The sequence below is a fragment of the uncultured Arthrobacter sp. genome (assembly GCF_964021775.1).
Lineage (GTDB): Bacteria > Actinomycetota > Actinomycetes > Actinomycetales > Micrococcaceae > Arthrobacter.
The window spans coordinates 207,816-228,728 of record NZ_CAXHZI010000002.1 but is presented as its reverse complement, the minus strand read 5'-3'; the positions used below and the strand labels follow the sequence as shown (position 1 = coordinate 228,728).

At 70.5% G+C, this 20,913-nt stretch carries 19 protein-coding genes; 6 read left to right on the top strand and 13 right to left on the bottom strand.

What is annotated here, in order from left to right:
• Positions 1 to 248: 248 nt before the first annotated feature.
• The 4 genes from ABIN76_RS02925 to ABIN76_RS02910 form a co-directional block, all read right to left on the bottom strand.
• Positions 249 to 1,184, bottom strand: coding sequence for a hypothetical protein (locus ABIN76_RS02925; protein ID WP_346958217.1), 936 nt, complete (start codon positions 1,182 to 1,184; stop codon positions 249 to 251).
• A gap of 52 nt (positions 1,185 to 1,236) precedes the next feature.
• Positions 1,237 to 1,743 carry a GNAT family N-acetyltransferase gene (locus ABIN76_RS02920; protein ID WP_346958216.1) on the bottom strand — a complete coding sequence of 169 codons (507 nt, stop codon included), beginning with the start codon at positions 1,741 to 1,743 and terminating at the stop codon, positions 1,237 to 1,239.
• Between the two features lie 342 nt (positions 1,744 to 2,085).
• The gene (locus tag ABIN76_RS02915) at positions 2,086 to 3,129 is read right to left on the bottom strand and encodes an NAD(P)-dependent alcohol dehydrogenase (RefSeq protein ID WP_346958215.1); all 1,044 of its coding nucleotides are present in this window, start codon (positions 3,127 to 3,129) and stop codon (positions 2,086 to 2,088) included.
• Between the two features lie 327 nt (positions 3,130 to 3,456).
• Positions 3,457 to 3,723 (bottom strand): hypothetical protein, encoded by a 267-nt coding sequence (locus ABIN76_RS02910; RefSeq protein WP_346958214.1) that lies wholly within the window; start codon positions 3,721 to 3,723, stop codon positions 3,457 to 3,459.
• A 135-nt stretch (positions 3,724 to 3,858) separates the two neighbouring features.
• On the opposite strand from ABIN76_RS02910, the gene hrpB reads away from it, so the two are divergent.
• Positions 3,859 to 6,552 carry an ATP-dependent helicase HrpB gene (hrpB, locus tag ABIN76_RS02905; protein WP_346958213.1) on the top strand — a complete coding sequence of 898 codons (2,694 nt, stop codon included), beginning with the start codon at positions 3,859 to 3,861 and terminating at the stop codon, positions 6,550 to 6,552.
• A gap of 38 nt (positions 6,553 to 6,590) precedes the next feature.
• On the opposite strand, the gene ABIN76_RS02900 is transcribed toward hrpB, so the two are convergent.
• The 3 genes from ABIN76_RS02900 to ABIN76_RS02890 form a co-directional block, all read right to left on the bottom strand.
• On the bottom strand, positions 6,591 to 6,812 hold the full coding sequence (locus tag ABIN76_RS02900; protein WP_346958212.1) for a hypothetical protein: 222 nt from the start codon (positions 6,810 to 6,812) through the stop codon (positions 6,591 to 6,593).
• 63 nt (positions 6,813 to 6,875) lie between these two features.
• On the bottom strand, positions 6,876 to 7,796 hold the full coding sequence (locus ABIN76_RS02895) for an amidohydrolase family protein (RefSeq protein WP_346958211.1): 921 nt from the start codon (positions 7,794 to 7,796) through the stop codon (positions 6,876 to 6,878).
• Positions 7,793 to 8,524 carry an alpha/beta family hydrolase gene (locus ABIN76_RS02890; protein ID WP_346958210.1) on the bottom strand — a complete coding sequence of 244 codons (732 nt, stop codon included), beginning with the start codon at positions 8,522 to 8,524 and terminating at the stop codon, positions 7,793 to 7,795. Before ABIN76_RS02890 ends, ABIN76_RS02895 begins: the two co-directional genes overlap by 4 nt.
• Before the next feature lie 154 nt (positions 8,525 to 8,678).
• Here ABIN76_RS02890 and ABIN76_RS02885 point away from each other — a divergent pair, with 154 nt between their 5' ends.
• Genes ABIN76_RS02885 through ligD form a run of 3 tightly spaced genes read left to right on the top strand, consistent with a single transcriptional unit; the run spans position 8,679 to position 13,580 of the window.
• On the top strand, positions 8,679 to 9,962 hold the full coding sequence (locus ABIN76_RS02885; RefSeq protein WP_346958209.1) for a cyclopropane-fatty-acyl-phospholipid synthase family protein: 1,284 nt from the start codon (positions 8,679 to 8,681) through the stop codon (positions 9,960 to 9,962).
• Positions 9,962 to 12,511 (top strand): cation-translocating P-type ATPase, encoded by a 2,550-nt coding sequence (locus tag ABIN76_RS02880; protein WP_346958208.1) that lies wholly within the window; start codon positions 9,962 to 9,964, stop codon positions 12,509 to 12,511. Before ABIN76_RS02885 ends, ABIN76_RS02880 begins: the two co-directional genes overlap by 1 nt.
• A 46-nt stretch (positions 12,512 to 12,557) precedes the next feature.
• The gene (ligD, locus tag ABIN76_RS02875; protein ID WP_346958207.1) at positions 12,558 to 13,580 is read left to right on the top strand and encodes a non-homologous end-joining DNA ligase; all 1,023 of its coding nucleotides are present in this window, start codon (positions 12,558 to 12,560) and stop codon (positions 13,578 to 13,580) included.
• Between the two features lie 12 nt (positions 13,581 to 13,592).
• On the opposite strand, the gene ABIN76_RS02870 is transcribed toward ligD, so the two are convergent.
• Both ABIN76_RS02870 and ABIN76_RS02865 read right to left on the bottom strand, forming a co-directional pair.
• Positions 13,593 to 14,618 (bottom strand): 2-oxoglutarate and iron-dependent oxygenase domain-containing protein, encoded by a 1,026-nt coding sequence (locus ABIN76_RS02870; protein ID WP_346958206.1) that lies wholly within the window; start codon positions 14,616 to 14,618, stop codon positions 13,593 to 13,595.
• A gap of 121 nt (positions 14,619 to 14,739) precedes the next feature.
• Positions 14,740 to 15,186, bottom strand: coding sequence for a cupredoxin domain-containing protein (locus ABIN76_RS02865; RefSeq protein WP_346958205.1), 447 nt, complete (start codon positions 15,184 to 15,186; stop codon positions 14,740 to 14,742).
• A gap of 255 nt (positions 15,187 to 15,441) precedes the next feature.
• On the opposite strand from ABIN76_RS02865, the gene ABIN76_RS02860 reads away from it, so the two are divergent.
• Together ABIN76_RS02860 and ABIN76_RS02855 are read left to right on the top strand one after the other, a co-directional pair.
• On the top strand, positions 15,442 to 16,143 hold the full coding sequence (locus ABIN76_RS02860) for a DedA family protein (RefSeq protein ID WP_346958204.1): 702 nt from the start codon (positions 15,442 to 15,444) through the stop codon (positions 16,141 to 16,143).
• Positions 16,144 to 16,448: 305 nt separating this feature from the next.
• The gene (locus ABIN76_RS02855; RefSeq protein WP_346958203.1) at positions 16,449 to 17,381 is read left to right on the top strand and encodes a BTAD domain-containing putative transcriptional regulator; all 933 of its coding nucleotides are present in this window, start codon (positions 16,449 to 16,451) and stop codon (positions 17,379 to 17,381) included.
• Positions 17,382 to 17,409: 28 nt separating this feature from the next.
• On the opposite strand, the gene ABIN76_RS02850 is transcribed toward ABIN76_RS02855, so the two are convergent.
• The 4 genes from ABIN76_RS02850 to umuD all read right to left on the bottom strand — a co-directional run bounded on the left by ABIN76_RS02850 (position 17,410) and on the right by umuD (position 20,674).
• Positions 17,410 to 18,609, bottom strand: coding sequence for an FAD/NAD(P)-binding oxidoreductase (locus tag ABIN76_RS02850; RefSeq protein ID WP_346958202.1), 1,200 nt, complete (start codon positions 18,607 to 18,609; stop codon positions 17,410 to 17,412).
• Positions 18,610 to 18,613: 4 nt separating this feature from the next.
• Entirely contained in the window at positions 18,614 to 18,820 is a 207-nt protein-coding gene (locus ABIN76_RS02845; protein ID WP_346958201.1) for a DUF2945 domain-containing protein, read from the bottom strand.
• 128 nt (positions 18,821 to 18,948) lie between these two features.
• Positions 18,949 to 20,250 carry a Y-family DNA polymerase gene (locus ABIN76_RS02840; protein WP_346958200.1) on the bottom strand — a complete coding sequence of 434 codons (1,302 nt, stop codon included), beginning with the start codon at positions 20,248 to 20,250 and terminating at the stop codon, positions 18,949 to 18,951.
• Positions 20,243 to 20,674: a translesion error-prone DNA polymerase V autoproteolytic subunit gene (gene umuD, locus ABIN76_RS02835; protein WP_346958199.1), complete on the bottom strand. Its 432-nt coding sequence runs from the start codon at positions 20,672 to 20,674 to the stop codon at positions 20,243 to 20,245. Before umuD ends, ABIN76_RS02840 begins: the two co-directional genes overlap by 8 nt.
• Positions 20,675 to 20,913: the final 239 nt, after the last annotated feature.

Here is a 20,913-nt window from a genome sequence, read left to right as displayed (position 1 = left end):
TACCAGTTCTCCGGGTCGTTCATGGTGCAGGCCTGGCTGCTGCACTGCCGCGCGCTGACCTGCCAGTCGGGCTGGCGTGCCGCCAGGGAGCGCTCGTCTTTCCAGGTTGGCACCACCCGTGAGCCGCACGCCGGACACGGCGGCTCCATATGCGCGCGTCGTTGCGCCTTGTTCATGTTTCCCCCAAAAAGCTTTGATGCGTTGCGTCAAGGTCAATGTAGCCATATTTCCATCGAAGTTACAAACTCCTAGGAGCGTTCCGACCACTGCAGCACGCGCAGCGCGCGCATTGTGTTCCAGCGGCTCGGACGGCCGTCCCCGTCGTCCAGCGGGAAGTGGATCCGGCCCGGATGGCTGTTCTCCAACGGCCAGGTGCCGTCCGGCCGGCGCTTTGACTCCACCAGCGCCAGGGCTTCCCCGATCCGGCCGTCCGGCGCGGCACCGGCGGCCCGGAAATAATCCAGGCCGCGCAGCACGTCGTAGTGCCAACGGACCGGGTAGGAGAACTGGAGCCAGGCCGGGTTGACCACGTCCCCGGTACTCTTGCGGCGCAGGAGGCTGCGTTCGAGCAGATACTCCTCGCCGCGCTGCCGCGCCGCGGCTATCTCGGGAGTGCCGCCTGTCGCCTTCCCGTACTCCAGCAGCCCCTCCAGGACGTTGATGGTGGTGGCGAAGGAGGACCGGGTCGAGCCCCGGTCTGCGTCGCAGTTCCAGCCGCCGTCGTCGAGCTGTTCGTCGAGCAGCCGCGCGACGATGCCGTCGACGTTCTCGCCGAAGTACGCCCCGAGCGCGACGGCCATGCCGTTGATGCAGGGTTCCACCTCGCCCTCGAAGAACGGCTGGCCGCCCTCTTCCCAGCGGCTGTTGTTCCGGACGCGTTCGACGGCGGTGCGTGCCGGACCGCTCTGCGGGTCAAGCCCGAACTCGCGCAGCAGCAGCAGGGTATAGGCGGTCGAGGTCCAGGGCTGGCCGGGCTCCGAGCCGTCGAACGGTGTCGGGAAGTAGGTGCCGCCGTCCCACTGCCCGTCACGGCCCTGCAGTGCCAGCAGGCGGGCGCCCCAGCCCTGCTCGGCGACCCGGCCACGTTCGGAGGCCAGCTCCTCCGGCGGCGCGTCCGTGAGGTCACGCAGGACCTGCCAGCGGATCGCGGGGTCGGAGTCGAGCAGCCAGTCGAGGACGTCCATCCGGACAAGCTAGCACCGGCGGCGCCGGCCGGGGAAGGGAGTGCCGGCGCCCCTAGTCGCCCTCGTCGTCGTCGGACAGCCGGCGGAAATCGCGCGACAGGTAGAGCGCCAGCGCGGCCGAGTTTCCGCTGTCCACGATCACGGCGACCCGTTTCCGGCCCAGGGTGTGCAGCACGTGCAGGCAGTGGCCCAGCAGTTCTTCGGCCAGCCCCTGCCGGCGGTGGTCGGGGTGGGTGAACAGTTCCGCGATCACGCTGTCCCAGTCGCCTTCGATCCCCGGGGCCGGGTCCGTGACGATGATGGCGGCTGCCAGCTGCCCGTCGGGGGCCGCCTTGACCGCGGAGGCTTCGGGAACGTGCCGGCCCCGGGCACCGGCGAGCAGGGTGTCGATCCAGCCGGCGGTGCGGTCGGGAGGCTGCGGCAGGCTGTCGGCGTAGGAATCCCGGTACATCTCGGAGAGCTCGGGGACGTCGGCGGCCTGGATGGGCCGGATGGCGGTGCCCGGACGGCCGCCATCGCTGGGGCCGGTGACTGCGGTCAGGATGATCAAGGGATTCATAACAACCCTGCTCTCTCTTGCAGCGACGACACCTTCGGGCGTCCCTTCCAGCTTGCACCCGCTGTGTTGCGGCGGCGTTTCCGGATGGTGATATCCAGACGTCGGGACGGCCAGCGGAAGGTGAACGCTGTCTTTCCCAGGGATGTCATGACCGGCCGGCGACGGCGGTGACAAAGCCGGCGGGCGCGCGGGGCCGCCGTCGGGCCGTGCCGGGAGCAAAGTTTCCGCGGCGGTTTCGGTCCCGGGATACGGAAACGGCCCGGCGCTACAGGATTCCCGTAGCGCCGGACCGTTTGCGCGTCGTCCGTCCGGAACCGCCGCGCGGAACGGCAGCCGCGGAGGCTAGACCAGGGTCGCGGTGTCGATCACGAACCGGTAGCGGACGTCGGAGGCCAGCACGCGCTCGTACGCCTCATTGATCTTCTCGGCCGGGATGACCTCGATTTCGGCACCGAGTTGGTGTTCGGCGCAGAAGTCCAGCATTTCCTGGGTCTGGCGGATGCCGCCGATCATCGAGCCGGCGAAGGAGCGCCGGCCGCCGATCAGGGCGAACGCGTTGACCGGCAGCGGCTCGGCCGGGGCGCCGACGTTGACCATGGTGCCGTCGAGGCGCAGCAGCTGCAGGTAGGAGCTGATGTCGATCGAGGCGCTGACGGTGTTGATGATCAGGTCGAACGTGCCCGCGAGTTCGGTGAAGGTGTTCTCGTCGCTCGTGGCGAAGTAGTGGTCCGCGCCGAGGCGCAGGCCGTCTTCCTGCTTCTTGAGCGACTGGGAGAGGACCGTGACCTCGGCGCCCATGGCGTGGGCGATCTTGACGGCCATGTGGCCCAGTCCGCCGAGTCCGACGACGGCGACCTTCTTGCCGGGGCCGGCGTTCCAGTGGCGCAGCGGCGAGTAGGTGGTGATGCCGGCGCAGAGCAGGGGTGCGGCGACGTCGAGCTCGATGCCCTCGGGGATACGCACCACGAAGTCTTCGGTGACGACGACGTGGGTGGAGTAGCCGCCCTGGGTGATGGTGCCGTCGCGGTCCACGGCGCCGTAGGTGCCCGTGTTGCCCTTGAGGCAGTACTGTTCCTCGCCGGCCTGGCAATTGGGGCACTCGCCGCAGGAGTTCACCATGCAGCCGACGCCGACGCGGTCACCGACGGCGTGCTTGGTGACGGCCGAGCCGACCTCGGTAACGATGCCGGCGATCTCGTGGCCGGGAGCGAGCGGGTAGGACTGCGGTCCCCAGTCGCCGCGGACCGTGTGGATGTCCGAGTGGCAGATCCCGGCGAACTTGATCTCGATCAGGACGTCGTGCGGGCCAACGTCGCGGCGCTCGATGGTGGTGGGGACAAGGTCCTCGGTGGCGGACGGGGCAGCGTAAGCGTTTACGGTAAGCATTCTTCTCCAGTAAGAGTCGGTAAGAAAGTCGCGATCGCGGGGGAGAGGATCGGGTCCAGGGGCTTGGGGGGCGCCTCGGAACCGGTCGGCCCACGATGGCGCGGTGGCCGGACGGCATGCCGCCCGGGCCACAGTATGAGCCAACACCCTGCCGGGGTGGATTGTTCCGCAGCGGGACACTTTTTCTGGTCCAGCGTTCGTCACAGGCCCGGATGGGAGTGCTCCGGCGGCGGGGCGCGGGCTCATGGTTCTATTCAAGTGCCTGTTGCGGCGGCGGGGGAGACCCTGCTGGTACAGGTACCGGCAGGGCCTCCCTCCCCAGCGCTGTTAGCCGGCCATGCCGGGGTGGACACGCACGAATTCGATCTTGTTGCCCGGGTCGACCCGCTTCCTGGGGGCCCGGGAAAACCCCTTGGCGTCCAGGTGGTTCTGCGCCCGGTACTCGGCGAGCGCGTCGTCGTAGGCGGCGTTCAGCTGCCGGCCGGTGACTTCCTCGGTGGAACCGTCGGCGAAGGTGATGGTGACGGGTGTGCTGGCGGGGAAGTGACGGTTCATCCGGATGAAGCCTTCGGCGTCCTGCTGCAGATTGATCAAGGGGGGTTCCACCTTTGCGATTGGGTAGTCCCAGTCTTCCGTAGTTTCCACCACCTCCGCGACGCAGCGGGTCCGACGAAGCAATGGCGGCGGCGGGCGGGACCGCCGGCGGGAGCGGCGGGGGACAATGGAGGCGTGACTTTTTCGCCGACCGCGCAGACCCCGGAATCCCGGCCGTTCGATCTCGCCGCCCTTGGCGCCGGCCTGGTCTTCGCAGGATCGCTGGACCAGCTCGCGGCGTCGCTGCGCGCGGAGGGCCCGGCCGGTGCCGCGGTGGTCGAGGCGCCGCCGGGTACGGGCAAGACAACGCTGGTGCCGCCGCTGCTGGCCAATCTGGCCCTGCAGGGCGCCGCCGGCCGGACCCCGCGCATTGTGGTCACCCAGCCGCGCCGCGTCGCCGCACGGTCCGCGGCCCGGCGGCTCGCCGCCCTGGACGCAAGCCCGCTGGGCGGACGCGTCGGCTACACCGTCCGCGGCGACCGCCAGGCCGGGCCGGGCACCTGGGTCGAATTCGTGACGACCGGCATCCTGCTGCGCCGCCTGCTGGCCGATCCCGGGCTGGAGGGCACCGGCGCGGTGGTGCTCGATGAAGTCCACGAACGGGGGCTGGAGACGGACCTGCTGCTCGGCATGCTCGCCGAGGTCCGCCAACTCCGCGGCGACCTGACCCTGGTCGCCATGTCGGCCACCCTGGACGCGCCCCGGTTTGCCGCCCTGCTCGCGGACACCCCGCCGGGGGAGACGCCGGGGCGGGCCCCGGACGACGGCGGCGGCGCGGCTCCCGTCGTCGGCTGCCCGTCGGCGCTGTATCCGCTGGCGGTTCAATGGGCACCGGCGGCGGGACCCCGCCTGGACGAGCGGGGCGTGACTCGGGCCTTCCTTGGCCACGTCGCGGACACAGCAGAGGAAGCCCACGCCGCAGCGCTCGCCGCCGGGGAGGACATCGACGCCCTGGTCTTCCTGCCGGGTGCCCGGGAAGTCTCGGAGGTTGCGGCCCGGTTGCGCGGCCGGACGGGGGCTGAGGTGCTGGAGCTGCACGGCCAGGTCACCCCCGCCGTGCAGGACCGGGCGGTGTCCGGCCGCCGTCCGGGCGAACGCGCACGGATCATCGTTTCCACTGCGCTCGCCGAGTCCTCCCTTACGGTGCCGGGGGTCCGCCTGGTGATCGATTCCGGCCTCGCCCGTGAGCCGCGGCGGGACGCGGGGCGCGGCATGACGGGCCTGGTGACTGTGTCCTGCTCCCGGGCCTCCGCGGAACAGCGCGCCGGACGTGCCGCCCGCCTGGGCCCCGGACGGGTGGTCCGCTGTTATGACCAGCAAAGCTACGGAGCCGCCCCGGCCCATCAAACTCCGGAGATCGCCGTCGCCGACCTGACGGGCGCGGCTCTGGTGCTGGCCTGCTGGGGCTCACCGGGCGGCCGCGGGCTGGCCCTGCCGGACGCCCCGCCCCGGGCGGCGATGGACGAGGCCGTCGAAGTCCTGCGGGAACTCGGCGCGGTGGGCCCCGGCGGCCTCGCGACGGACCTGGGCAAGACGCTGGCCCGGATCCCGGCGGATCCGCGGCTGGCCCGCGCCCTGCTGGACGGCGCGGCCGCCGTCGGGCACCGCGCCGCGGCGGAGGCCGTCGCCGTCGTCGCCGGCGGACAGCGGGTCCCCGGCGCCGATCTGCCCGGGCTCCTGAAGGCCCTGCGGTCCGGCACTGATCCCGGGTCCCGGCGCTGGGCCGACGACGTCCGGCGGATGGAGGCGATCGCGCGCCAGGCCCGGACCGGCAGCGAAGCGTCCCCGCCCGCAGCGCCGGCGGGACCCGCAGCGCCGGGGGGACGCGCAGCCGGGGCGGAAGGCACCGGCTTCGTCGTCGCCCTCGCCTTCCCGGACCGGGTGGCGCGCCGGGTCCCGGGGCCGGGGGAACGGTATCTGCTGTCCTCCGGCACCCGGGCCGGGCTCCCGGCCGGCAGCCGCCTGGCCGGCCACGAGTGGCTCGCCGTTGCGGAGGTATCGCGGGCCGAAGGGCGGGACGCGGCCGGCACCGGTGCCGTCATCCGGTCAGCCGCGCCGCTGACGGCGGAGGCCGCGGAGACCGCCGCGCGGCAGCTGCTCAGTGACACGGTGGAGGCGGCCTTCGGCCAGGGCCGGGTCACCGCGCGCCGGGAACGCCGCCTCGGTGCGATTGTGCTCTCCTCGACGCCGGTGCGGCCGGCCCCGGCGGAGGGCCGCGCCGCGGTGGCCCGCGCCCTGGCGCAATCCGGGCTGGCGACGATTGGCTGGTCCACGGCGGCGGACGCCCTGCGCCGGCGGCTGGCCCTGCTGCACCGGGAACTGGGTGCCCCGTGGCCGGGGATGTCCGAGGCCGCCCTGCTGGGCCGCCTGGACGAGTGGCTCGCGCCGGAACTCGAGGCCTTGGCTGCCGGTGCCCCGACCAGCGGCATCAACCTGGCCGAACCGCTCCGGCGGCTGCTGCCCTGGCCGGACGCGGCCCGGCTGGGGGAGCTGGTTCCGGAGACGCTGGAGGTGCCCAGCGGCTCGCGGGTACGGATCGACTACCCCGAGGCGGGCGACGACGACGGACGGCCGGTGGTCGCGGTCAAGCTGCAGGAGTGCTTCGGCTGGGACCAGACGCCGCGGCTGGTGGCAGGCCGGGTTCCGGTGCTGTTCCACCTGCTCTCCCCGGCCCGGCGGCCGCTCGCCGTGACCGACGACCTGGCATCCTTCTGGTCGGGCCCCTACGCGCAGGTCCGGGCGGAGATGCGCGGCCGCTACCCGAAGCATCCCTGGCCGGAGGATCCGTGGACGGCGCCGGCGACGGCCAGGGTCAAAAGCCGGATGTGACGGCCGGGCGGCGGGGTGGCGCCACCCATGGGCAGGTGCTATCCGGCCTCCGCGCCCTCCCAGGCAACATGGACCCAGCGCTGGCCTTCGCCGTCCCAGGATTCCGAATGGCCCAGCAGGGCCAGGTCCTGGAAGCTGACCTCGATCCCGTTGCGCTGAAGCTCGTCGCGGAGTTCGCTGGTGGCCTCACGGACCGCTGTTACTACTGCTTCGGGGTTGTCGGATTCAACGGGGCGGGATGCTTCGTATGGTTTGCTCATGGGCACCATCTTTCAGCCTGGGCGCCGTTATGGGAACCACCGCCCGCCATGGGAGCGGCCAGCTCAGCTTCCCACCAGCCGTTCGCCGTTGAACCAGCAGACCGCGCGCAGCCAGTCGTCGTCGAGCCGCGGCTCCTTGTCGCGGAGGCGTTCCAGCGCCTCGAGCTGGTGCGCGTAGGGGTACGGGATATTGGGGAAGTCGCTGCCGAGCACAATCCGGTCCGCAAACTCCACCAGCCTGGGCAACAACCCGGCGGGGAACGGGGCGACGTCTTCGAAGAAGTCGGTGAACGCCATGGTGGTGTCCAGATGGACCCGGGGGTACCTTTCAGCAAGGCCCAGGAACTCGCCGTACTCCGGCGTGCCCAGATGCGCGACGACGGCGGTGAGCCCCGGATGCCGGCGCAGCACACCCTCAAGCTTGTCCGGGCCGGTGAACCCGGCCCTCGGTACCGGGCCGCTGCCCACGTGCACGACGACCGGAACGGCCGCGTCGGCAAGGAGGCCCCACACCGGGTCCAGGACCGGCTCGCGCAGGTCGAACCCGCCCACCTGGGCATGGATCTTGAAGACCCGCGCGCCCCGGTTGAGGGCCGACCCGACCTGCCCCAGCACGCCGTCCTCCGGATAGAACGTGGCGCTGGGGACGCAGTCCGGCTCGTCCGCGGCGAGCCCCAGGGCGAAATCGGTCAGGTCGGCCGCCATCCCGGGCCGGTGAGCGTAGGTGAGCGCGGTGAAGCGGCGGACCCCCAGCTGGCGGAGCCGGGCCAGCCTGCTCTCCTGGTCCGTACGGTAGGTGATCGGCCAAGGCCTGCCTACCAGCGGTCCGGCCGCATCGAAATGCGCCCAGACCCGCCGCAACATCCGCTCGGGGAGGAAATGAGTGTGGATGTCGATCAGTCCCGGCAGCCCCAGCCGCTGCCACCAGGCCGGGACGTCGTCGTCCGTGAGCGCTGCCGCCGGGCCGGTGCGCGGCCCCGTCACCGGGGATCCTTCGACCGGGCGCCCTCCGGGCGGCCGCCGTCCGCCGCCCGGTCCTGGCTGTGCAGCCCGATGAACTCCGCCACGGCCGCCGCGAGGCTGGCCCCGGTTTCTTCCGGTGTCCGCTTCGTCCCGGCCACGGCGAAGGAATGGTCGCCGCCCTCGCGCCACTGCAGCGTCGCGGCCGGGCCGATGCGCGCCACCACGGACTCCAGCAGCCCGCGGGTGGCGAAGGTGTCCCTGGTGCCCTGGAGGAAGAGCATCGGCACGGAGAGCCCGTAGAGATGCTCGTCGCGCAGCTTCTCCGGCTTGCCCGGCGGATGCAGCGGATAACCGAGAAACACCAGGCCCGCCGCCGGCATGCCCTCCGCCACCGCCATGGACGCCATCCGGCCGCCGAAAGACTTCCCGGCGGCCCACAGCGGTTCGCCCTCCGAGCGGGCCGCGGCCGCGTCCATCGCGGCCCGCCACGCCGCGATGGCCGCCGGGGGCCGGTCCGGGAACTTCCGGCCCGCCTCGCGGTACGGGAAGTTGAACCGCAAGGTGGCGACGCCGGCGTCGTACAGGGCCGCGGTGAAACCGCGCAGGAACGGGTGCTCCATCCCGGCGCCGGCGCCGTGGGCCACGACAAGGGTCGCGGCGGGGCTCGCGGGCCGCGCGTACACCCCGGAAACCTCAGTGCCGTCGACGTCGATGGTCAACGGAAGTTCAGCGGAAAATGCCTCAGACATGTCAGCCACCCTAATCAGCGGCCGCGGGGATCACCAGAGCGGCCCGCCGCGCGCCGCCGAAGCGTGCGCTTCCGGGACGTCCGGCCCCTGTTCCGGCGCCCCGGCTGCCAATAGATTGGGGCTGGGGCAAGCCACCGGCTGAGAGGAAAGAACCATGTCGACCACTGCTGGAGCCGCGTCGCGGCTGGCCGGGGCGCTGGCCATCGTGCTCGGTACCAAGGACATCCCGCTGCGGCTGCGCGCCTGGGACGGCTCGGAAGCGGGACCGGAGGGCGCCCCGCTGCTGGTCTTCCACTCGCGCCGGGCGCTGCGGCGGATCCTCTTCTCGCCCGGCCAGCTGGGCCTGAGCCGGGCCTACGTCGCCGGCGAGATTGAGGCGCCCGGTGACATTTTTGCCAGCTTCGGCGCGCTCAGCTCGGCGGGAAAGTTCGCCGAGCCCGGGCCGTTCCGGCGGCCCACGGTCCGGGAACTGGGGACCCTGGCCGCGGCCGCGGTGCGGCTCGGCGCGCTCGGGCCGAACCCCGCCCCGCCCCCGGAGGAGGCCCGCGTGGCGCGCAAGGGCCGGCGGCATTCAAGGAAGCGCGACGCCGCCGCCATCTCGCACCACTACGACGTCGGCAACACCTTCTACGCCCTCGTGCTCGGCCCGTCCCTGGTCTACTCCTGCGCTGTCTGGGAAACCCCGGAGACGGGCCTGGACGCGGCGCAGGAAGCCAAACTCGACCTGGTCTGCCGCAAGCTCGGCCTCCGGCCCGGGATGCGGGTGCTGGACGTCGGCTGCGGCTGGGGCAGCTTCGCCATCCACGCCGCCGAACGCTACGGGGCCGACGTCGTGGGCATCACCCTGTCCGCCGAGCAGGCGGAACTGGCCCGGAAACGGGTCGCGGAAGCGGGGCTGACGGACCGGGTCGAGATCCGGATCCAGGACTACCGCGACGTGGACGACGGTCCCTTCGACGCGATCAGCTCCATCGGCATGTCCGAGCACGTGGGCCGCGAACAGCTCGGCCACTACGTCTCCCGGCTGCACGCGCTGCTGCGCCCCGGCGGCCGGCTGCTGAACCACGCCATTTCCTGGAACGCCGGCCCCACCGATCCGGATCCCGATTCGTTCATTCCGCGCTACGTCTTCCCGGACGGGGAGATGCTCAGCCTGGCCGAGATGATTGGCGCGCTGGAGGGCGGCGGCCTGGAGGTGCTCGACGTCGAGGCGCTGCGCCCGCACTACGCACTGACCCTGCGGGCCTGGGTGCAGAACCTGGAACGCCACTGGGACGAGGCCGTGCGGGCCAGCAGCCCGGGCCGGGCCCGGGTGTGGCGGCTCTACATGGCCGCCAGTGCGCTGGGATTCGAGGCCGGAACCACCGGGGTGAACCAGGTCCTGGTGCAGCGCGCCGGCGGCTCCGAACCCCCGCTGCGCCGGACCGCCTGGCTCTGATGAAACCCGGACCGGCCGCCGCCGTCGCGGAGGGGCTCGCCTCGGCGGAGGCGGCCCGGCGGCTGGCGGCCGACGGTCCGAACGAACTGCCGACGGCGAAGCCGCGGAACATCCTGCAGCAGAGCTGGGCCGTGATCCGCCAGCCCATGCTGCTCCTGCTGCTGGTCGCCGGGACCGTGAACTTCCTGCTGGCTGAACTGCTGGACGGCGTGCTGCTGATGTCCTTCGTCGTCGTGGTGATCGGTATTTCCATCTACCAGGAGCGCAAGACCGAGAACGCCCTCGCAGCCCTCCGGGATCTGTCCTCCCCGCGCGCGCTCGTGATCCGCGACGGGGACCAGCTACGCATCCCCGGCCGCGAGGTGGTGCGCGGGGACCTCGCCGTGCTGGCCGAGGGGGACCGGGTGCCGGCGGACGCGGTCCTGCTGGAGGCCCGCAACTTTTCGGCCGACGAATCCGCGCTGACGGGCGAATCCGTGCCGGTGCGCAAGGCGCCGGGCCCGGCCGGTACCGCGGCCGAAGCCATGGGACGGCCCGGCGGGGACGCGACGCCCTGGATCTTCTCCGGCACCCTGGTGGTCAAGGGCCACGGCCTGGCGCTGGTCAAGCAAACCGGGGCCGGTACGGAGCTGGGCCGGATCGGCTCGGCCCTGCGGTCCATCGAACAGGAACCCACCCCGCTGCAACGGGAAATCGACCGGCTGGTCCGGTACCTGGCCGCCTTCGGCCTGGCGGCCGCCGCCGTCGTCGTGGTGGTGTACGGGCTGACCCGCGGCAACTGGCTGCAGGGCCTGCTGGCCGGGATCGCGACCGCGATGGCGATGCTCCCCGAAGAGTTCCCGGTGGTGTTGACCGTCTTCCTTGCCCTCGGGGCCTGGCGGATGTCGCAAAAGCACGTGCTGACCCGGCGCGCGCCGGTGATCGAAGCCCTTGGCTCGGCGACCGTCATCTGCGTGGACAAGACCGGCACCCTGACCCTGAACAGCATGACCGTCCGCCAGCTGGTGGTGGGGACCCAGAGCCACACCATCGACGAAGGGCCGCTGCCGGAGGCTTTCCACACCATCGCCGAGTATGGCGTCCTGGCCTCCCCGGTGGACCCCTTCGACCCGATGGACAAGGCCTTCAAAGCGGTGGGCGCGAAGTACCTCGGCGAGACCGGACACCTGCACGCCGACTGGGAACTGGTCCGGGAATACCCGCTCTCCGAAGGCCTGCTCGCCCTCTCTCACGTGTGGCGCGCGCCCGACGGCAGCCACTACGTGGTGGCCGCCAAGGGCGCCCCGGAGGCGATCGCCCGGCTGTGCCGCCTGGACCCTGCCCGACTCGCGGTCCTGATGGCGGACGTGGAGACGGCCACGGCCGGCGGCCAGAGGGTCCTCGCCGTGGCGCGCGCCTCCTTCGACCGGAACGGGAGCCTGCCGGACCGCCAGGCGGACTTCGGGTTCGAGTACCTCGGCCTGGTCGGCCTGCACGATCCACTGCGGCCCGACGCGGCAGACTCCGTCGCGGCGTGCGCCCGGGCAGGGGTCCGCACCGTCATGATCACGGGGGACTATCCCGGAACGGCGCTGGCGATCGCCCGCGAGATCGGGCTGGACCACGGCGCCGGCGTCATTACCGGTCCGCAGCTGGAGGCCATGACGGACGATGAGCTGGCCCGGCGGATCCGCACCGTCAGCGTGTTCGCCCGGATGGTGCCGGAGCAGAAACTCCGGCTCATCCGCGCCCTCAAGGTCAACGGTGACGTGGTCGGCATGACCGGCGACGGCGTCAACGACGCCCCCGCGCTGCGCGCCGCGGACATCGGCATCGCCATGGGCGCGCGCGGCACCGACGTGGCCCGGGAATCCGCCGACCTGGTCATCACCGACGACGACTTCAGCTCGATTGCCGGCGGCATCCGGCAGGGCCGCGGCATCTTCGACAACCTGCGCAAGGCCCTGGCGTACACCATCGCCGTGCACGTCCCGATCGTCGGCATGTCCCTGCTGCCGGTCTTCGTCAGCGGGTGGCCGCTGGTGCTGCTGCCGGTCCAGATCGCGTTCCTGGAGCTCATCATCGACCCGGCCTGCTCCGTGGTCTTCGAAGCCGAGGAAATCGATCCGGCGATCATGGACCAGCCGCCGCGCCGGGCCGGCCAGGGCATCTTCGGCCGCCGGGTGCTGGCCATCGCCGCCTGCCAGGGGCTCTCCGTGCTGGCCGCCGTCGTCGGCGTCTACCTCTGGAGCATCGGCAACGGCAAGGCGGACGACGTCGTCCGGTCGCTGTCCTTCGCCACCCTGGTGATCGGCAACCTGTCACTGATCCTGGTCAACCGGTCCTGGCGGCTGCCGGTCTGGCGGACCTTCCGCGAGCGCCGGAACCGGACGCTGAAGTGGGTGGTCGGCGGCGCGGCACTGTTCCTCGTGGTGCTGCTGAACGTGCCCTCACTGCGCGGCGCCTTCGACCTGGGGCCGCTGGCGCCGGGGGACTGGGGGCTGGCCGTCGTCGCCGGGGCCGCCGGAGTGGCCTGGTTCGAAATTTACAAGACGGTCCGCCGCTCCTGACGCTGCGTGCTTTCCTTGGACAGCGCCCCGGGGTAGCTTGATCCTCATGGCTCGGGAAGAAACCACGGTCTCCGTCGAGGGACCCGACGGCAGCAGGGACGTCAGGATCTCCAGTCCCAGCAGGCTGCTCTGGCCCGAAGCGGGCCTGAGCAAGCTGGACCTCGCCCACTACATGGTCGCCGTCGGAGACGCGTTCCTGGCCGCCAACGGCGGCCGCCCCATCACGCTGCAGCGGTTCTCCGGCGACGTCGACGGCGACCAGTTCTTCTCGAAGAACCCGCCCAAGGGCGCGCCGGACTTCGTAGGGGCCGTGGACGTGGTCTATCCCAGCGGCCGGTCCCACCCCCAGCTGGTGATCGACGAGATCGCCGCAGCGGTCTGGGCGGTGCAGATGAACACGGTGGTCTTCCACCCCTGGGCGTCGCGGGCGGCGAACCCGGACAACCCGGACCAGCTGCGGATCGACCTTGACCCGCAGCCCGGCACCGGGTTCCGGGACGCCGTGCCGGCCGCCCGGGAACTGCGCACCGTGCTGGCCGAGGCGGGGCTGACCGCCTTCATCAAGACCTCCGGCAACCGCGGACTCCACGTCTTCGCGCCGATCGAGCCCGCGCATGAGTTCCTTGAGGTGCGGCACGCCGTCATTGCCGCCGCGCGCGAACTTGAACGCCGGATGCCGGAGCAGGTCACCACCGCCTGGTGGAAGGAGGAACGCGGCACCCGGGTCTTCATCGACTTCAACCAGGCCAACCGTGACCGCACGATGGCAGGGGCCTACAGCCCCCGCGCCCTGCCCGCCGCCACCGTGTCCTGCCCGCTGGAGTGGGAAGAGCTGGAGGGCGCGGACCCCAGGGACTTCACCGTCGCGACCGTTCCCAGCCGGCTCAAGGCCACCGGGGATCCCTGGGCCGGCATGCATGCCAGCCCCGGCTCCATCGAGGCCCTGCTCGGGTGGTGGGAGCGGGACCTGGCCGCCGGCCTGGGCGAGCTCCCCTTCCCGCCGGACTTCCCGAAAATGCCCGGCGAACCGCCGCGGGTGCAGCCCAGCCGGGCCCGGAGCAAGGACTAGGTCCGGCCCGTTTTATCGGACCAGCTCGGGGTGGTGCAGCCGGGCAACCTCGGGGTGGGCGCGGAGCCAGCCCTTGAGCACGTTCGCCCCGTAGGAGGCGAGCATCGGGTTGGCGGGATCGTCTGAAAGCCCGCGGGACTGTGCCGCCAGCGCCGGCGGCAGCGGAACCGGATCGATGACGGCGTCCAGCCGGGGCGACCAGAAGAACGGGACCGTGTAGCGGTCGACGCCGGGCGGCGGCGCCTGCACCCGGTGGACCGTCGCCGAGAGGTACCCCTGGGTCGCCACTTCAAGCATCTCGCCGAGATTCACCACCAGGGCACCCTCGATCGGCGGCACAGGAATCCAGACATCGCTGCCGTGCGGCCGGACCTCCAGTCCGCCCACCCGGTCCTGCAGCAGGAGGGTGACGAAGCCGTAATCCGCGTGCGCGCCAACGCCCTGGTTCCCCGCGGCCTGAACCACGCCGCCGACGTAGTGCGTGAGTTTCGCCATCCACGCCGGTGTCCCCTCGAAGGCGGCGGCGAAGTAGTCTTCGGGCAGCTCCAGCGACACCGCGATCGAGGCCAGCAATTCCGCGCCGACCCGGCACATGTGTTCGGCCCAGGCCATGGCGACGGTGCGCAGCTCCGGGAGGGCCGCGTCCGGCCAGAGGTTGGGGCCCTGGATCAGCCAGTACGGCTGATCCGCCGGGTAGCCGCGCAGGGCGGGCCGGTCCGGTCCGAAATCAAGTTGCTCGCGGGCGTCCGGCCGCCCCTGGGTCACTTCGTGGCCAAGCCTCGTGTAGCCGCGGAAATGCGGCGACTTGCGGTTGTCCAGGGCCAGCCGCTCCGCTTCCGGCAAGGCGAAGAACCGTCGGGTGACCTCGAAGAGCTCAGTGACCTGGGCGGCGGTGGCGCCGTAGCCGGTCAACTGGAAGAAGCCCACCCGGTGGCTGGCGTCGCGGAGGGCCGCGACGAAAGCGGGGTTAAAGGACCCGTCCTCGCTTCTCGCCTCAGCCAGGTCCAGCACCGGTATTGATTCGGTTGGAGTGTCCATCACTGCAACGTAGCACCGGCCGGACTGCTATTGAAGGCGTCCGCGGTTGCGGCCCCGGCCCCTGGCCAGCCGGGGTCGAACCGGGGCGCCCGGGCGGGTTCAGCACTGCGGACCGGCGCGCTCACTTGACCGTCAGCGTTCCGTGCATGCCGGGGTGGAAGGTGCAATGGAAGGCGTACGTTCCCGGAGTCGACGGGGCCGTGAAGCTGGCCGTGCCGCCGCTGCCCTTGACGTCGACGTCGAACGCCGGGCCGTCGTCGGCCGTGACCGTGTGCTCGGCACCATCCATGTTGGTCACGGTCACGACCGCACCGGCGGCCACCACCAGCGGCGGGCCATAAGCGAAGTCCCGAATTGTGATCACTGCTGCGGAAGTTGCCGCGGCTGATCCGCCGGAGGGCGTGCCGGCCGCGCCGCCGCCCGTCTCCGTACTCCCGGTCGCGGACGCGGTGGCCGCCGGCGCGGTGGCAGGCGGCGCGGTCGTGGTGCCGCCGCCCGGGGCGCATCCCGCCGCACCCAGCAGGATCACCGCCAGCAGCAGCGTTGCGCGCGCGTTTCCGGTGTTCATAGCCGACTACCTTCCCACTTGGATCTTGCGATAACAGTGAAGCTGCCTGCTTCAATTCTGCTCCCGTTCCGCTCCCGTGGCGCCGGCCAATCTGACGGTGGTCACTTGATGCTGCCCCCGCGCCGGGCCTCTGGTTCGGCTTCCGGCGGAGTCGACGCCGACAGGCTGCCCGGGCCGTTTTCGCGCCCCGGACGGGGACGGTGTGGCAGGGTGGAGAGTGCCCGAGTCCCGCCGTGCCGCCAAGGAGTTCGATCGATGACCGTGCCAGCCATACTGCCCGTAGCCTCCGCAACGCAGGACCTGACCGGGATTGTCGGTTTCGCGGCGCGGTCCATCGATGCGCTGGGGGAATGGGGCGTGGGGCTCTTTACGCTGGCCGAAACAGTCTTCCCGCCCATCCCGAGCGAGGTCATCCTGCCCCTGGCCGGATTCCTCACCCGGCAGGGGTCCATGAACCTGGTGCTCGTCTTCCTGACCAGCACCCTGGGCGCCTACCTGGGGGCGCTGGTGCTGTACTGGCTGGGCGCCCGTCTGGGTCTGGAACGGTCCATCCGCTGGCTGTCCCGCCTGCCGTTGGTGGACCGGGGCGATTTTGAGAAGGCCGCGGACTGGTTCGACCGGCACGGCAGGCCGGCGATCTTTTTTGGCCGGCTGATTCCGGGCGTGCGGAGCCTCATCAGTCTGCCGGCGGGGGCCCAGAAAATGAACATGCTCAGCTTCAGTGCCTTCACCCTCGCGGGAAGCGGCCTGTGGAACGGGATCCTGATCGGACTGGGCGCGGTCCTCGGGGCCCGGTACGAACTGATCGATCAGTACTCGCACTATCTCAATTACGCCGTGTACGCGGCCTGCGCGGCCCTGCTGGTCTGGTTCATCGCCAGAGGTGTCCGCCGGAGGAAGCCGGACAGCCAGGGACCGCGCCGCGGAAACTCCGGCCGCGGGCCGTTCGGCGGGTAGGCCAGCGCTGCGCGTGAGGTTGCCACGCTACGTGACGGCCCCTTGCTTGCCGCCGCGATCTACTTGGCCACAGCCCCGGCTACCTGCTTTTCTTCGCGGCACCGTACTCGACGTTCCCGGTCGCCGTACCCGACTTTTGGCGTGCGCCAAATCGGGTAGTTCCCGCGCTTGCCGCCCCCGGAGGGTCGTGTAACCGTGGCTCCGGGGGCAGGAGTGGAAAACGGGGCCGGTCCGCCGTATTCGGCACCTCTTCCCGCCCTGTTCCACGCGATTTGAATTCGTTGCCTGGGGAATCGGAGAACATCGTGCCCACACCGCCGGGAGCACCACCGCCCATATCGGTTCAACTTTTCGGACCTTTGGAAATCCGCCGCGATGGCGTGTCCCTCACGGCCGCGGATCTGGGCGGGAGCAAGCCACGGCATATTCTTGAACTTCTCCTGCTGAACCTGGGCACTCCGGTGTCAAAGACGCGGCTGATCGAAATTCTTTGGGGGCCCCACGCCAGCGACGGAGCCGTAGCCACGCTGGAGAGCTACGTCAGCGGCATCCGGCGGGCGATCCAGCCGGGACAGACCAAAACGGGTCCTCTCAGGACGGCCAACAGCGGATACGTCCTGGAGCCCCGGCTGGTGGACCTGGACCTCACGCGCTTCCACGGCCTGCTGCTCGCTGCGGGCTGCGCCGCGCCGGCCGAGGCGTACGCGCTCCTGGTCGAGGCGCTGGAGCTCTCCGCCGAACCACTCCTCGGCTTCGAACTCGTCGCCGACTGGGCGGACGCGGCCCGCGCCCGCCACGCCGCCGATCGCGTTGCCGCAAAGATCGCGGCCGCGGAGGCGGCACTGTCCCTCGGACGGCACGACGAAGCTGTCCGCTGGGCGCAGTCAGCCGTCCGGTCCGAGCCGCTGAACGAGCGGGCCTGGACGGTGTTGGTGACGGCCTTTGAACATGCCGGCCTGCCGGTAGAGGGCCTGTCTGCGTATGAGCGTTGCCGCCGACTTTTTGACCGCGCGCTGGCCTGCCCGCCGGGACCGGCCCTCCAAGCCGCGCATCTGAGGCTGCTGCGGCAGCGCGCTGAAGAAAATACGGAGCTCTCCGAAGTACTGGCGGCCCTGCTGCTCCTCGGCGAACGGCTGCACGCACCGGGGCCGAAGGGCACAGCGGCCGATGACCGTCTGAGGGAGAACGCCGGAAGGATCTTGGATTCTTTCCTCCAGCGCGTCCGGACCGCGGTCTGACGGCTACCGGCACGCGCATTCTGCAAACCTAGGCGCGGCCCTTGAGGATCAGGTTCCAGTACACCTGCGGGAAAATGTCCCGGTCCACAACCCACGACGCGCGGCTCTCTTTCCACGTCGGAACCTTGGGGACCGAGGGCATGGGCCTGTAGTGGTCATCGAACTCGGCGAAGACAACCGTCGAGCGGGACACCGTGAAGGGGCACACCGAGTATCCGTCGTACTTCTCCGGCAGCGGCTTTCCCTCGCGGGCCGCGACGAGGTTCTTGGCCAGGACCTTCGTCTGCTTCCGCAACGCACCGCCGGACTTGGAGTTGGTGGTCGCCGCGGCATCACCCAGGGACCAGATGTTCGGGAACCGGGTGTGCCGGAGGGTCTGCGGGTCCACGTCCACGAACCCGCCGGAGTCGCCCGGGGCGGGCAGTTCGGTGGCCTTGAGCCAGTCCGGGGCCGACTGCGGCGGCACGGCGTTGAGGACGTCGTAGTGCAGCTGCTCGGTGGATCCGGTTGTATTGTCCCTGATCACCGCGTTTTGGGCCGCCGCCTCCACCGCAACCAGTTCACTGTCCAGGCGCAGTTCAATGCCGTACTCGGCGATCTTGCGACGCAGCTCCTCGTCCACCCCGGGCACGCCGAACACGGTGGGGTAAGGCTGCACCATGAGGACGCGAATGTCCTGGAGGACTCCCTGCCGGCGCCAGTAATCGCAGGCCAGGTACATGGGCTTCTGTGAGGCGCCGCCGCACTTGATGGGGCCTGAGGGCATCGTGAAGACGGCGGTGCCGGCCGTGAGGCCGCTCAGCAGCGCCCAGGATTTCGCTGCCAGGCCGAAGTCGTAGTGGGAGGCACCCGCGGCGGAATGGACGGCCTCGGCCAGGCCCGGGATACCGGCCCAGTCCAGCTGCAGGCCCGGGCAGACCACCAGGTGGCCAAAGCCCAGCCGGCGGCCGGAGGCCAACGTCACCGTGTTGGCCGCCGGGTCGACGTCCACTGCGCTGTCCCGGATCCATTCCACGCCAGGTGGCATGACGGAGCTCTGGGTCCGGACGGCTTCGGCGGCCTTTGCCCTTCCGCCGGCGATGTGGGAGAACAACGGCTGGTAGAAGTGCTGCTCTCCGGGCTCCACCACGGCCACATCCTTGATGCCGTAGCGATGCAGGCGTGCGGCGAGGGAGACACCGGCATTACCGCCGCCGATGATGAGGACGTCGTGGTTCTGGCCGGCCACGGCGTTACTCGTGCACTGTCAGGGCGGAGGCTTTGTGAGCAGCCCGGGCACCTGTTCCGGCGGACTCCACGACATACATCGGCTCGTCCGCACTGGCCCGGTGGGTGTGTCCGTCCAGCTCGAAGTCACTGACCTTTTTCTGCACAACTTTGCCGTGGGTGGGGCCCTGGGGCGTGTTCCACTCGACGGGTGTTCCCTTGCTTAGCGGCATTGGCGCTCCTCGGATCGGCCGGTTCCAGCGGCACACGGGGTGCCAGCAGCCGGAGCCTCAATAGTAAGCATGGTGACCTCTTTTGGGTATCGTCCCGGCGCCGGCCGCCCGATCCTGTGGGGGACTGGTCAGGCGGCCTTGACCACGGGCAGTTCGTCCCAGTGGGTCGTGTAGCGCGGGGACAGCATGTCGCGCTTCATCGTCCAGTCAGGGCCGCCGCGGATCCCTGCGGACCCCAGGCCGATGGAACCCTTGCCGTACTTGCGGCTGACCTCCTCCAGCAGCGGGCCGATGCCCCGTTCCTCGTGCGGGTTCTCAAACACGGCCAGCGGAGCCTGGTTGGCTGTCGGACGCAGGTCCGTGACCATGATGCCGGCCCGCGCATAGTTGACGCCGTCGACGATCCGGGGGAGCAGGGCGTAGGTGGCTTTGGCCAGCAGCAGCGGGTCCGCGGTAGGCATTGGCAGCGAAACGCACGCCGAGGGGTGCGAGCTGTCCCGCGGGTTGTAGTGGGATGTGGCGGCGAAAGCCGTCAGGACTTTGGCCTGCAGGCCGTGCCGGGCGAGCCGGGCGCTGGCCTGCTGCGCGTAGATCCCGAGGACCTGGCGCATCGCGGCCGCAGTGCTGATGGGGGTGGCGAAGGACCGGCTGAAAATCAGCTGGTCGCGGCCGACGCGTTCCTCTTCGAGCGGGATGCACGACGTGCCGCGCAGTTCCAGGACCGTGCGCATCAGCACCACCGAGAAGCGGTCCCTGATGGTGACCGGGTCCGCCCGGGCCAGGTCGAGCACGCTCCGGATCCCCAGCCCGTTCAGGCGTTTGGTCAGCCGCGTGGAGACGCCCCAGAGCTCGATGACGGACAGGCCGGCCATCAGTTGCTCCTGGCGCTCGGCGGGAACGGCGTCCCAGTGGCAGACGCCGTCGAACGCCGGGTTGTGCTTGGCCCACTTGTTCGCCAGTTTTGCCAGGGTCTTGGTGCCGGCGATCCCGACGCACACCGGAACGCCGACATTCCGGCGGACCGACGTCTTCATGGCCTGCCCGAGCCGCAGCAATTCTTCCGGGCTGCCGCGGACGCCAAGGAACGCTTCGTCGATGCTGTAGACCTCCAGCCACGCCGAATACCGGCCCAGGAGTTCCATCACCCGGGCGCTGATGTCCCCGTAGAGCTCGTAGTTGCTGGACCTGGCCACCAGCCCCCATTCCCTGGCCCGCGGGGCAAGTTTGAACCAGGGCTCGCCGAGCTGGATGCCCAGGGCCTTCGCTTCCGGCGAGCGGGTGACGGCGCAGCCGTCGTTGTTGGACAGCACCACCACGGGCCTGCCCTCCAGCGAGGGATCGAACGCCCGTTCGGCGCTGGCGTAAAAGCAGTTCACGTCCACGAGGGCAATACTGCCGCCGGGCCGCGGCTCGGACCCGGGCCTAGACATGGTGCAGGCACCGGGTGGCGACGCCCCAGATGACGAGGTCGGAGAGGGCCGGTACCCGGATGTCCGGGTAGCGCGGGTTATCTGCCTGCAGGACCACCCCGGAGGCGGTGACTCGGAGTCGCTTGACGGTGAGCTCGCCGTCGAGGACGGCGACGACGACGCACCCGTCGCGCGGCTCGAGCGCCCGGTTGACGATCAACTCATCCCCGTCGCTGATGCCGGCGCCCTCCATGGAGTCCCCTGAGACCCTGACGACGTAGGTGCTGGTGATGTCCTTGATCAGGTGCTCGTTGAGGTCGATCCGGCCGTCAAAATAGTCCTGCGCCGGCGACGGATAGCCGGCAGCGACCGGCACCGGCGAGATGAGGACCGACAGGAGGGAAGAGCCCGCATCTATCACGCGGGGCCCGATGATTACGCCCACAACACACCCTTTTTCGAATATATGTTCGAATTAAAGTGTAGCGCCCGGGGCTGACATTTGACCTCTTCATGAGGTTTCATTCGATGCAGGATGCGTTCGAGCCGGGAGGGATTCAAAGGATCGGATTCGCCCGCAGGACGCTGACTAAGCCATGTCATAACCCATAACCGGCAAATGGTGGACACCGACGGGACAGCGGCAGCAGCTTCCCAGTGCCACGGCTGGTGTAGGTGTGGCCG